General features: G+C 62.6%; 12 protein-coding genes and 2 pseudogenes. 2 read left to right on the top strand and 12 right to left on the bottom strand.

Annotated elements, in window-relative coordinates:
• Window positions 1-829: 829 nt before the first annotated feature.
• The gene (locus HYZ11_01745) at window positions 830-2,845 is read left to right on the top strand and encodes a PAS domain S-box protein (GenBank protein ID MBI3126312.1); all 2,016 of its coding nucleotides are present in this window, start codon (window positions 830-832) and stop codon (window positions 2,843-2,845) included.
• 392 nt (window positions 2,846-3,237) lie between these two features.
• Here HYZ11_01745 and HYZ11_01740 read toward each other — a convergent pair.
• A pseudogene (locus tag HYZ11_01740) lies at window positions 3,238-3,474 on the bottom strand (helix-turn-helix transcriptional regulator).
• A gap of 5 nt (window positions 3,475-3,479) precedes the next feature.
• On the opposite strand from HYZ11_01740, the gene HYZ11_01735 reads away from it, so the two are divergent.
• Window positions 3,480-3,959: an ATP-binding protein gene (locus tag HYZ11_01735; protein MBI3126311.1), complete on the top strand. Its 480-nt coding sequence runs from the start codon at window positions 3,480-3,482 to the stop codon at window positions 3,957-3,959.
• Between the two features lie 9 nt (window positions 3,960-3,968).
• On the opposite strand, the gene HYZ11_01730 is transcribed toward HYZ11_01735, so the two are convergent.
• The 11 genes and pseudogenes from HYZ11_01730 to HYZ11_01680 all read right to left on the bottom strand — a co-directional run bounded on the left by HYZ11_01730 (window position 3,969) and on the right by HYZ11_01680 (window position 10,638).
• On the bottom strand, window positions 3,969-4,697 hold the full coding sequence (locus tag HYZ11_01730) for a cytochrome c biogenesis protein CcdA (protein MBI3126310.1): 729 nt from the start codon (window positions 4,695-4,697) through the stop codon (window positions 3,969-3,971).
• A 12-nt stretch (window positions 4,698-4,709) separates the two neighbouring features.
• A complete protein-coding gene (locus HYZ11_01725; protein ID MBI3126309.1) occupies window positions 4,710-6,041 on the bottom strand; it encodes a c-type cytochrome in 1,332 nt (443 codons plus the stop codon).
• Between the two features lies 1 nt (window position 6,042).
• Window positions 6,043-6,435 (bottom strand): annotated as a pseudogene (locus HYZ11_01720) (redoxin family protein).
• A 12-nt stretch (window positions 6,436-6,447) separates the two neighbouring features.
• Entirely contained in the window at window positions 6,448-6,675 is a 228-nt protein-coding gene (locus HYZ11_01715) for a hypothetical protein (protein ID MBI3126308.1), read from the bottom strand.
• Window positions 6,675-7,190, bottom strand: coding sequence for a TlpA family protein disulfide reductase (locus HYZ11_01710; GenBank protein MBI3126307.1), 516 nt, complete (start codon window positions 7,188-7,190; stop codon window positions 6,675-6,677). Before HYZ11_01710 ends, HYZ11_01715 begins: the two co-directional genes overlap by 1 nt.
• Window positions 7,184-7,738, bottom strand: coding sequence for a hypothetical protein (locus tag HYZ11_01705; GenBank protein MBI3126306.1), 555 nt, complete (start codon window positions 7,736-7,738; stop codon window positions 7,184-7,186). Before HYZ11_01705 ends, HYZ11_01710 begins: the two co-directional genes overlap by 7 nt.
• Window positions 7,739-7,754: 16 nt before the next feature.
• Window positions 7,755-8,276: a redoxin family protein gene (locus HYZ11_01700; GenBank protein MBI3126305.1), complete on the bottom strand. Its 522-nt coding sequence runs from the start codon at window positions 8,274-8,276 to the stop codon at window positions 7,755-7,757.
• 27 nt (window positions 8,277-8,303) lie between these two features.
• Window positions 8,304-9,344, bottom strand: coding sequence for a hypothetical protein (locus HYZ11_01695; protein ID MBI3126304.1), 1,041 nt, complete (start codon window positions 9,342-9,344; stop codon window positions 8,304-8,306).
• Between the two features lie 97 nt (window positions 9,345-9,441).
• Window positions 9,442-9,822: a hypothetical protein gene (locus HYZ11_01690; protein MBI3126303.1), complete on the bottom strand. Its 381-nt coding sequence runs from the start codon at window positions 9,820-9,822 to the stop codon at window positions 9,442-9,444.
• A gap of 3 nt (window positions 9,823-9,825) precedes the next feature.
• A complete protein-coding gene (locus HYZ11_01685) occupies window positions 9,826-10,047 on the bottom strand; it encodes a hypothetical protein (protein ID MBI3126302.1) in 222 nt (73 codons plus the stop codon).
• Between the two features lie 12 nt (window positions 10,048-10,059).
• Complete coding sequence (locus HYZ11_01680; protein ID MBI3126301.1) at window positions 10,060-10,638, bottom strand: redoxin domain-containing protein; 579 nt, start codon at window positions 10,636-10,638, stop codon at window positions 10,060-10,062.
• Window positions 10,639-10,940 lie beyond the last annotated feature (302 nt).

Genomic DNA, 10,940 nt, shown 5'->3' with positions numbered 1-10,940 from the left:
CGCCGCAAAGATTCCGCCCAACGGCGGGCGGATTAAAGAGGCAAGGCTATTATTGAGAGAGAGAGAGAGAGAGAGAGAGAGAGAGAGAGAGAGCAAATCGTATGCCGTCAATTACAAAAGCCAAAACGCTCTCCCTCGGATCTTTCCTATATATATCGACTCGCTTCATTCTTCTCACCCGCTTACATTCCCGCGCCGAAAGACCCAAGGAACGCGGGCATTATAGTAAGAGAAAGTGGATTCGCTCCAGCGTAATTGCATCATTTTATAGAATTTCCCACGCGGACGAGTAACCCTCCCGGAACACATTGAGATAATTTTGTCCCAAACGTAAAATTCCGCAAGTTCAAGGCTTTGCGGGGGCGTGAAATCTCTGTGCCGGGGCCTGCCAAGCGGACAAAAAGGCCGGCCAAATCAGTTGCGACCTCTGGGGCCTTGACCCGGAAGCGGGGAAGGAGGATTTCTTAGACAGCGCCCGGAAAGGAAACAGACGATGCCGGAGGAACCCTCAAAGGGAAGCGATGGACATTTGCCCCCGCGCGGGGACCGAACCGCATTCAGCCCATCGGCCCAGGCGTTTTTTCTTGCCCTTCTGATTTTCTTGACCGCTTCCATTCTTCATTGGGCGTATCACCATTTCTTGCAAGGTTCGTTGCCCTCCTCTTTCTTCGTGGCCGATGAATTCCTGGAGAACATCTCCTTCGCCATAGCCGCCGCCCTTCCATCATATCTTTACTTCAAGAGCGTCATCGGGCGGCAGTTCCATGCCCTGGAAGAAAGCCGCACGGCCACACGGGAAGCGGAACAGAAAGCAAGTGAGTCGTCTCAGATGCTTCATGAATTGATCCGGTCGGCGCCCCTTCCCATCATGTACTTGGACCGCGAAGGCCGCGTGGCGCTGTGGAACCCCGCCGCCGAGGACACGTTCGGCTGGGCGGCCGAGGAGGCGCTCGGACGCACTCCCCCGGACGTGCCGGAGGATTCGCTGGAGCGCTTCCTGCAGGGAATCCAGGAAACGGTGACGGACCGTCCCATGCATGGCCTGGAGATCCCCCTGCAGAGGAACGATGGCTCCCGCATCCACACCCGGATTTCGAGCGCGCCGGTCACCGACGCGGCCGGAAATCCGGCGGGGGTGCTGGCCATTCTCGAGGACATCACCGAGCGCAAGCGGACGGAGGAGGCACTCCGGAGAACCACCGAATCCCTGGAGACGCTCATCGAGTCCTCTCCCCTCCCGATCGTCCAGACGGACATGGAAGGGATTGTCTATCTATGGAATCCCGCGGCGGAGCGCCTGCTGGGATGGACGGCGGCGGAAGCCGTGGGCCGCCTCCTTCCGTACGTGCCGGAGGAGAAGATGCACGAGTTCCGGGAGAACCTCCGGAAAGTGGGCGAGGGACGGGTATTGAGAGGGGTCGAGGTCGAGCGCAGGAAAAAAGACGGCTCCCCCATTCTCCTGCGGGTCTCGACCAGTCTCCTGCCCGGCGGGAGCGGGGAGCCTGCCGGCACCATCGCGATCCTGGAGGATTTCACGGACCGCAGGCGGGTGGAAGCCGAGCGCGAGGCGCTGATCGATCGCCTGAAAACCCTCCAGCAGCTCACCCACATCATCGGCACCAGCCTGGAGCCGGACCGCGTCCTCGAATTCGCCGTGGACTCGGCGTTCAACTCGCTGTCCCTGCGGGACGCGGCCGTTTTTCTCGTGGACGGAGACGAGCTGGTCCTGCAAACAGAGAAAGGCGTCTACCAGGACCTCCGGAAAAAAAGGGGTATGAGGTACCGCTTCGGCCAGGGCATGATCGGCAGGACGGCCCAGGCAGGTGAGACGGTGTATGTCCCCGACGTCCTCTCCGACCCGTCATGGGTCAGGCGGGACTGGGCGAAGGAACAAGGGGTGGGGACTTTCCTCGGCGTCCCCCTGAAAACACGCGCCGGGAAGCTCATCGGGATCCTGTCGTGCCTGGCGGAGCCGGGCCGGCGATTCTCCCAGGATGACCTGTACGTGATCACGGCGCTGGCCGAGGGAGTGGCCATCGCGTTTGAAAACGCCGAGGCGCACACCGGGCTGGCCGACGCCCTCGAAAGGCTGAAGAAAAATCATGCGGTGATGGTCCGCATGGAAAAGCTCTCCTCGCTCGGCACCATGGCCGCAGGCGTCGCCCATGAAATCCTGAACCCCGCGAACATCATCGGCCTCTATGCGCAGCGGATGCTCGCCGAGAGCGCGGAGGGCTCACCGGAATGGAAGACCGCGGAAGTCTTCGTCCGAAACGTCCAGCGGATCGCGCGGATCTGCGACGACATGCGGCGCCTCTCCCGGGATGAACCGCCCCAGTTCGAGCCCTTCGACCTCAACGAAGCGATTCAGAAATCCATCCGGCCGCTGGAGTCCGAACTCCGGCTGGGAAGCGTGGGCCTGACCTTGAACCTGGACTCCGAGGGGGTGGTCGACGGCGACAGATACCAGATACAGCAAGTGCTGCTCAACCTTTTCAAGAATGCCCTGGACGCCATGCCCAAGGGCGGCGCGCTGACGGTGTCCACGCGGACCCTGGCAGAAGACGGCAAGGCCTGGATGGAGCTACGGGTCGAGGACACGGGGACGGGGATCCCTCCGGACATACTGCCCCGGATCTTCGACCCCTTTTTCACCACGAAGTCCGAGGACAAAGGCACCGGTCTTGGCCTTTCGGTGTCGCACGGTATCGTCGACGCTCATGGCGGGAAAATCTGGGCGGAGAGCGAAGCTGAGAGGGGAACTGCGTTCATCATCCGGCTGCCTCTCCGCAAGGAGGAGCATCTGCCCTCGCCCGCCGGTCCGTCTTCTGAGACTCCGGGCTGAGGCCTTTAAGTTTCTTGAAGGTTATCATCCCCGCCAGAAGCCCAGGAATCCGGCGATCATGCTTTTTGAAGTCGTCCCCCGACCTCCCCTTCCCCCTCTCCCACCTCACCAGTGTCCCCGGGTCCACCCCCAGCCCCCGGGCATCTCCTCCTGGGTCAGGCACCGGGAGCGCCTCCGTCAGTAAGGGGTACCCCGGTCAGCAGAAAAATGGTCTCAACGCACCATCTGAATTTCTTGACCGTCGGTCCTTTCTCTCCCCTCTCCCACCTCGCCAGGGTGGTGGGGTCCATCCCCAGCCGCCGAGCCATCGTCTCCTGAGTCATTCCTAGACTCCACCGGAGGGCCTTCAGGCGCTCGCCGGGCGCTCGGGCCTTTCCGTCCCAGGGGGTGTATCCCAGGAACTGGATAATTTTCGGAATGAAGGGCAAATCTGGCGGCGTCCGGCCCAGCTCCCAATTGGTGACCGTCTGGGCGTTCACGCCAAGCTGCTCTGCTACCTGTTTTTGGAGCAGCCCCCGGTCGAGGCGGACCCGCCGGAGGTGATCGCCAATGGAATCGAGGGTTTTCGGGTACCGCCACGAAACCGGTTTCGTGGCTTTGAACCGGAACCGCCCAAAGAGCCACGGAATCCTGCATGTGCGGCCACCTGGGAGACACCGCCAAGGCCTGTTCCTGCACCCCCAAGCTGGTCGAGCGCTACCGCTCGCGCCTCTCGGGGCCCTTGCTCGACCGCATCGACATCCACATCGAGGTGCCGAGGCTGCCCTGGAAGGAGTTGGCCGAGGAGCCCGAGGGGGAATCCTCAGAAGCCATCCGCGCCCGGGTCGAGGCCGCCCGCGCCGTGCAGCGCGCCCGCTTCGAGGGAATAACCGGGATTCACTCCAACGCCCACATGGGGGCGGCCCTCGTCAACCGCTTCTGCCGGACGGACGCCGAGGGAAAAAGGCTCCTCCAGATGGCCGTCCAGCGGCTCGGCCTCTCGGCCAGGGCCTACCACCGGGTGCTGAAATTGGCGAGAACGATTGCCGACTTGGCGGGAGAAGCGAGCATCGCCCCCGCCCATCTGGCCGAGGCCATCCAGTACCGGCAGCTCGACAGGCCGGCGGGAAGGTGAAAAAGAGATTTATTGAGCGATTCCCGGTATGCCCAGCGTGTAAGCGAGCCAAGACAGGTTGTCAGTGGCGATGAGAACACCGATGAGGATCAGCAGGGCGCCACTGCCCAGCTCCACATGGCGCATATACTTGCGCACCTGCTGGAGGACCGTCCGGAACATGTTCATGGCTACGGCGGTGAGGAGGAAAGGGATGCCGAGCCCGAAAGAGTAAGTCAAAAGCAGAAGCATTCCTTCCTGAACGGTCTGCTGGGTGCCCGCGAATGCCAGAATGCCCGCGAGGACGGGGCCGATGCAGGGCGTCCATCCGAATGCGAAGGCCACCCCAACGAAAAAGGCTCCCCCCAGACTTACGGAGCGCCGCTCGACAGTGACCGCCATCGTCCGGTACAGAAAGCGAATCGGGAGAATCCCCAGGACATGAAGTCCGAAGAGGATGATAAGAACCCCCGCCGCGCGCTGGAGAAAGAGGAACCGGCTGAAGAGGAATTGCCCCGCCAAAGTGGCGGTGGCGCCCATGAGGACGAAAACGACCGTGAAACCCGCCCCGAAGAGCAAGGAAGCGGCTACCGCCTTCCTCATATTCCGCGTCCGGTCTACCGCCTTTTCCATTTCCTCAAGGGAAACCCCTGAGATAAAGGCCACGTAGCCAGGAACCAGCGGCAGAACGCAAGGAGAAAGGAAGGAGAGCAGCCCGGCCGCAAACGCCGTCGTCAGGCCTACTGTGGCAACCGGCACGTCGGCGCTCCTTTATCTCCGGCTGAAGAGATAGGCCACAATCGCCTTCGCCTCATCGTCCGTGAGAGGAACCCTGGGCATCGGAGTGTTGGGCAGGAAGTGCTTGGGATCTTTCACCCAACGGAACAGCCATGCGGGATTGAGGCGCTCGCTTAGGCCGGTGAGGATGGGCCCTCCGATACTGCCCTTCTCTCCGAACCGGTGGCAAGAGGAGCAGCCCAGCTCTTGCTCCCACATGCTCTTTCCCTTGACGGCCAGGGCGGCCGTCAGGCTCTGCTCTCCCACCGCCGAAGCGTCGCGGGCCTCCTCTTTCCAGCGGGCTGCGATGAACTCGGCGACGGCTGCCGCTTCGCCCCCCGACAGCCGGAAGTCGGGCATGGCGGCCGGCTCCATCGGACGAATGACCCGCGGCTCGCGCAGGAACTGGGCGAGCCAGTCCGGCTTCACCCGGTCCCCCTCGAAGGCGAGGGCGGGTCCCACCTTCTTCGGCTTCGGGAGGCCCTCCACCGGGTGGCAGCCCACGCAGTTGAGCTCCACCATGAGCTCCCGCCCGCGGGCCACGGTCACCCAAGGGAGGCGCTCCAGGGCCTTTCGGAAGTTCGGGGAGGGCTTCGCCTCTCCAGCCTGCATCACATAATCCCGCACACCGATCATCATCTTCTCGGCGTTCTCGTCGAGGGGCTGGCCGGCGTCGTCATAGAAGAAATTGGGCATCTTGGTCCCGGGCTGGATCGCCTGAGGAGTCTTGAGCCAGCGGAGAACCCAGTCGGGATTCAAACGGGCGCGCGCCAGGCCCAGATCGGGCCCCAGTTCCTGCACGGAAAGGCCAGCCGCCGGACGCTGGCCGGGCGGGAAATGGCACTTGGCGCACTCCAGGTCGTCAAAATATTTTTTCCCCTCCGCCAGATGGCCAGGGGACGGCGGTGAAGGCTTCCGGCGCGAATCCGCCTCGGCGGCGGCGCCCTTCGGGCGAAGCGAAGAGAGATAAAGCGTGATGCCGAGCGCGGCCTCGTCGGAGAGCCGGAATTTGGGCATCCGGGCCTCGATTCCAGGCCGGAGAGGGCGGGGATCCTTCAGGAAGTCAAAGAGCCACTCCGGGCGCACCTTCTCTCCCTCGTGGCTCAGATCCGGCCCGACCTGGTGGTTCTCGGGAAAGGAGCTTTTGAGGCCCTTTCCCAATTGGTGGCAGGCCGCGCAGTTGAGATCGCGTATCAGCCGCTCCCCATCGAGGGCGGGGCCCTTCGAGGCGGTTTCCGCGTGCGCTACGACGGGGTTTTGGAAAGGCAAGAAGGCGACTGCGGCGAGCACCCCTGCCGCCACCCACCGGCCGCGGAAGCCCTTCATCTTACGATCTCCCTTTTGTTTCGCAGCGGGGACTGAATCCCTTTATCCCCTGGAGGTCAGCCGCATCCCGCCCCTTCTCTCTCAGGAGCGCATCTGCAACGCGGTCAATTTCGGAATCAGTTTGCTTGAGGAGAGCCTTCACGTCTTCCTCGAAACCGATGTAGCGGATGCGGCCCGCCCGATCGAGGATGAAGATAGCGGGAAGGCGATCGGGATCGAGCCCGTACGCGCGCGCCGTCTTTCCTCCGCGATCCACCGCCGTCGCGTAGGGCACGCTGTCCCCGAAGATGCCGTATGCTGCGAGGGCCACCATCTTCTCATCCGCCCGTTCGACGAGGAGGACGCCTTTGACCCCCCGCTTCGAGAAACGCTGGACCCTCTCACCGAGGGCCTTCCCCGCCGGCCCTCAGACGGGGCACTCCTTGGCCCAATCCCAGATCCAGAAGAGCGTCACGCTTCCCTTCCGGTAGGCGTGGAAGTCGAAGTCCTCTTCCTGCACCACCTCGTACGCCTTGAAATTGGGGGCCTGCTGGCAAAGCTCCACCGCGAGCGAGGGCGCGGGCGACACGGCCACTGCCATGAGGGCCGCGCACAGGGCCGAGAAGAATTTCCGGAAATCCCGCCGGGCATGCATCAGGAGGCTCCTCCCGCACGCGGCCGGATGGCCGCCTCCAAGGCGGCCTGGGTGATTCCTCCCGGTATTACCCGATCGACCTTCCCCGCCGGAGATATGATGAAGGTCATCGGAAGCCCCCGTACCTGCCAAAGCCGGGCGGTGGCGATATCTCCGATCACGATCGGATAGGAGACTTTGAACCGCTGGACAAAGTCCCGCACCTTGTCCACGTTCTTGTCCATGGCCACCCCGAGGACGACCACGTTCCGGTCGCGCTGGGACTCGGAGAAGCGGGCCAGTTCTGGAATCTCGTAAACACAAGGCTGGCACCAGGTGGCCCAGAAATTGACCACCACCGTTTTCCCCCGCAACTGAGAGAGGCGAATCTCTTCACCAGCGAGATTCTGGAGGCGAAGGTCGGGGGCACTCTCTCCGGCCGGGGCGAAAAGATACTGGAATGCCATAAAGCCCAGGGACGCCGACAGGAGGAGGGCCCCCGTCCAGGCAAACCAGCGCGTTTTCCCCCTTACCATTTTTTGATCTCCTTCTGCCCTTCCTTGATCGGCTTGCTCTGGGGCAGGTGGCACCAGTCGCAGTTGTTGGGCGCCGTGAAGCCGTTGTGGCAGTTGCCCAAGCAAGTGAGCATGGATACCCCATACGCGTACGCCTCGTCCTTCGCGTCCCGGATATCCTCAACCGTCGCGAGGGGGTCCCCCTTGCTCATCTTCACATACCCTTTTCCGTCATCCTGGGGCACGGCCGTGCTGTGGCAGATTCCGCACGAGTACCCCTGCCGGAAGTAGGCCCGGAACCACCGGTCGCGGTTCTTGTGATTGCCGTGGGAGAAGCGGATGTTGCCGTTCACGATATCGAATGCCCAGTTTTTCTCTTCATATTTCCGGTGCTTCTCGCTCCACCTCGGGTCCGCCGATGCCGCGCCCGGTACCGCGACGGCCTCCTTGGCGGCCTTTTTCTGCGGCTCCTTGGACTTCGGCGGGGAGGCCGCCAGCGCGAGACCTGTCAGCCCGAGCAGAAAGAGGCCCGCCAGACTTGCCCCCTTGAGGCGATTCAAGACGATCATTTCCTTCTCCTGAAAGTCACAGGCAGCCACGTAAAACCGTTGCGGCCTCGATGCGGGCAATGTGCTCCGCCAGCCGGCAATTCCCGTCGTACGATCCCCGGTATCGAACTCGCCCGGTCCGATCCACGATGATAAGCACGGGCAGCCGGGTGAGGCCGTAGCTCTTCTCGACCGCCGCCTTCTTGTCCACCAGGAGATGCATCCGGGGCTGGTAGATCTGCCCCTCGATTTCGAGATCCATCTCGTCGCCCCGCTCGATGACGAGGAGTCCCGCGAGGTCCGGGCGCCCGGCGATAAACTGGTCAATGGCTTTGCCTTCGTCCAGGCAGAGGGGGCAAACCGTGTCCCACACCCACATCACCACGGTACGTCCCCGGAACTCGTGGAGCCGGATTTCCCGCTTCGAAACTGCGTCGAGGAGGGTGAAGGAGGGAGCCGGCTCGCCCACACCTGCCGCCTGGGTTCCCGTGGCCGCAAGAACCATCAGGAGGGCCGATCCCGCGACGGCGGCCGCTTTCCTAACAAGCCGGCTCCACATCCTTCTTCTCCCCTTCACGCCAAGGCCCTAGCGGGACGCTCTCTTCACGGACGGATCGATACCCGCCGTCTGCTTTTTCAATTCCAACCGGACCTGCTGCTCCGCGCGCCAAGGGATGGGCGGGGTCGTCCGGTCCTCGAGAAGGAGGCTGATCCGCTCCTTGGGCGTGAGGTAGTACCCGACGAGCACACCGTCGGTGGCGTAGCTGAAGTCGAACTTGCTTTTGAAGTCGGCCCCGACCAGCAGGCCCTGCTCCGGGGCGAACAGGAACTCCCCCGCCGCCGTGCCCGTGGCGGTGATGTAGTGGCCGTTGTTCGGCTCGATTCCCTTGATGTCGGTGCCGAATTTGCCCTCGAACGCGATCCGCGCCACCCGGTAACCCTTCTGCTCCTCGAATCCCTTGAAGGTGAGGCGGAAGTCACGCCGGATCTTGGCCTCAAGCTTGTGGCTCCGCTGCTGGATATTCGCGTCGGCCTTGTCCTCGGCGGGACCGACGATGAACCTGTCCCGCACCACCCAGGAGTCGCCCACGCCGACGGCCTTAGCCGGAAACTGCGGGAAAATCATCGTCAGGACCCGGTACAGGTCCATCGGGGGCCCATCCGGGTCGGGCTTCTGCTTATAGCCCGGCGACATGAAATGGGGGGCGCCGGTGGCCTTCACCACCTTCCCCAGGGCGTCCATGTCCATGAGCTGGCTGCTGCCGACGATCTGTTCGCGCTTGAGCCAGAGGACGGGCACATCGCCTTCTTTCCCCCAAAGCTTTGAACCCTTGCCGTTGACGCCGGTGAAGGTGCTGATCTGGCTCAACACTCCGCCCGGGTTCTTCTGCGACTTGAGATCGAAGTTCAGGATCTCGTGATGGGAGCGCTCGGGGGTTTTTCCGCGCCAGCCGCCCCCGCCATGGTCGAAAACCACGTGGTGGGACTTCACGTCGATCTGGTAGCTGAGAGCGGCCGATTGGCCCTTGTAGGCGAGAGGGATTTTCTCCGCCGCCGCCGCGCCGGCGGGACCGAGCGCCAGCGCCAATATCCAAACACCGCTCAACATCCGAAAGATTTGTCTCATCGCCCGGCACCTCATGCCCTCGGTGAAAGCCAAGAGCGGGTTTATGTCCTTTCGACCCGGGCGCGTGAACAACCCGGGTGAAGGGTTCTGACATCAATTACTGACTCGCCGTCTTCTTCTTGAAGAGATCCTCGAAGAACTTGTCCACTTCGCCGTAGCGGAACCAGTCGCGGTAATAAATGATCTTCCCGTCCGGATCGATGATCGTGATGCCGTTGGGATTCTGGCCGTAGGCGATGTTGGTCTTATTGTCGGGGTTGTCCACGACGACCGACTCGATCTGCTCCTGGCTCGTGGTCAGGGCGCAGAGCTTGCCGTGCCATTTGGCGCGCTCGGTGCGCTCATCGAGGGTCTTCGCCTGCCAGTCGAGGTGGGCTTCCTGGTTGTACAGGGTGAAGATCTTGAGAGGGAGCTTGCTGAAGCGCCCGTCCCACTTCTTGATGAGCTTCTGCGCAGCAGACCACTGCGCGTTGTACATCGTTCAGGTGGAGCTCCCGGTCTGGATGGCGACGTACTCTTTGCCCCGGTAGTCCTTGAGGCTATATGTCTTGCCGTCCATGCCTTGAAGGGTCCACTCGGGCGCCATCATGGCCTTTTCTTCGTACTTCGCCAGCTCCTCCCGGGTGTACGCGTGCCCCGGAACCGCCCAGCCCAGAAGGCCGAGAGCGGCGAGGCCCAGACCGAACCGCGTTAACTTAGACATGCCTTCTCCTCCCTACTCACTGACCAGATTTTTGAGGGCTTTCTCGACCGCCTTCACATCCGCATTGGCCATCTTGGAGACGATCTTCCCCTCCTTGTCGATGATGATCACGCTGTTGGGCGTCTCCCCGTAGGCCTTGAAAGTCCGGTTGTCGAGTTCGTCGGCCAGGACAGGGACGAGCATGCGCCCATGCGTTTGCAGGCCGTAGGCGAAACGGAGGCCTCTCGCCCGTTCGAGCCGGTCGAAGTCCGTCTTGGGCTGCCATTTTCCGTCCGTTTCAGGGCCGTAAATCGTGTAGAAGGCGACCCCTTTCCCGCGGAACTTCTTGTAAAGCTCGTTCATGGGGCCGATCTGCTTCACATAGCCCCAGTCGCTCGAGCTCCCGAAGTGGAGCACCACCACTTTTTCCCCCTTGAGCTCGCTCAGGGTGTGCTCCTTTTGGGCGCTGCTCCAATCGCGCAGCGTGAAATCGGGAGCGGGCGCCCCTACCTTGACCGCGTCGAGGCCGCCCGCCTGACTTCCGGGAGGCGCCAGAAGCAGGCTCCCCCCGAGCAGCAAAGCCAAAAACCACACCTTTCCATACCTCATCATCGAGCCTCCTCTTCAGACCTGCCGGCCGCGCCGATCCATACGGGGGCGCACCCCGGATTCAGTTACGCATGGAAGAGCAAGGGAGGTGCCGGGGGGCGGGGTGGGGAAAGAATTTACGACCAAAGGCTCTTTTAGGCCTTTTTCCCTGAATTTGACGCGGTTCGTAAGTGGGCCCGGCCGCCGTCTGGCGGGCGAAGGCGCACAGGGAGGGAGGCCCGCTTCCCGAAGGATTGGCCGAATTCCGTACAGCATGAACGAGCGACAGGGAAATTCGCCGGAGAGAGCAAGCACTTCAGGGAGGT

The organism is Candidatus Tectomicrobia bacterium, from assembly GCA_016192135.1.
In the GTDB taxonomy this organism is placed as follows: Bacteria; UBA8248; UBA8248; order UBA8248; family UBA8248; genus 2-12-FULL-69-37.
Note: the sequence above shows the minus strand (reverse complement) of the source record. Positions and strands in the feature narration are given on the sequence as shown.

Bases quoted from the DNA above. Each gene is read 5' to 3' on its own strand.
- HYZ11_01705 (MBI3126306.1), bottom strand. From the start codon at position 7,738: ATGATCGTCTTGAATCGCCTCAAGGGGGCAAGTCTGGCGGGCCTCTTT.
- HYZ11_01710 (MBI3126307.1), bottom strand. From the start codon at position 7,190: ATGGTAAGGGGGAAAACGCGCTGGTTTGCCTGGACGGGGGCCCTCCTC.
- HYZ11_01695 (MBI3126304.1), bottom strand. From the start codon at position 9,344: ATGAGACAAATCTTTCGGATGTTGAGCGGTGTTTGGATATTGGCGCTG.
- HYZ11_01685 (MBI3126302.1), bottom strand. From the start codon at position 10,047: ATGTCTAAGTTAACGCGGTTCGGTCTGGGCCTCGCCGCTCTCGGCCTT.
- HYZ11_01690 (MBI3126303.1), bottom strand. From the start codon at position 9,822: ATGTACAACGCGCAGTGGTCTGCTGCGCAGAAGCTCATCAAGAAGTGG.
- HYZ11_01715 (MBI3126308.1), bottom strand. From the start codon at position 6,675: ATGCATGCCCGGCGGGATTTCCGGAAATTCTTCTCGGCCCTGTGCGCG.
- HYZ11_01725 (MBI3126309.1), bottom strand. From the start codon at position 6,041: ATGAAGGGCTTCCGCGGCCGGTGGGTGGCGGCAGGGGTGCTCGCCGCA.
- HYZ11_01735 (MBI3126311.1), top strand. From the start codon at position 3,480: ATGTGCGGCCACCTGGGAGACACCGCCAAGGCCTGTTCCTGCACCCCC.
- HYZ11_01745 (MBI3126312.1), top strand. From the start codon at position 830: ATGCTTCATGAATTGATCCGGTCGGCGCCCCTTCCCATCATGTACTTG.
- HYZ11_01680 (MBI3126301.1), bottom strand. From the start codon at position 10,638: ATGATGAGGTATGGAAAGGTGTGGTTTTTGGCTTTGCTGCTCGGGGGG.
- HYZ11_01700 (MBI3126305.1), bottom strand. From the start codon at position 8,276: ATGTGGAGCCGGCTTGTTAGGAAAGCGGCCGCCGTCGCGGGATCGGCC.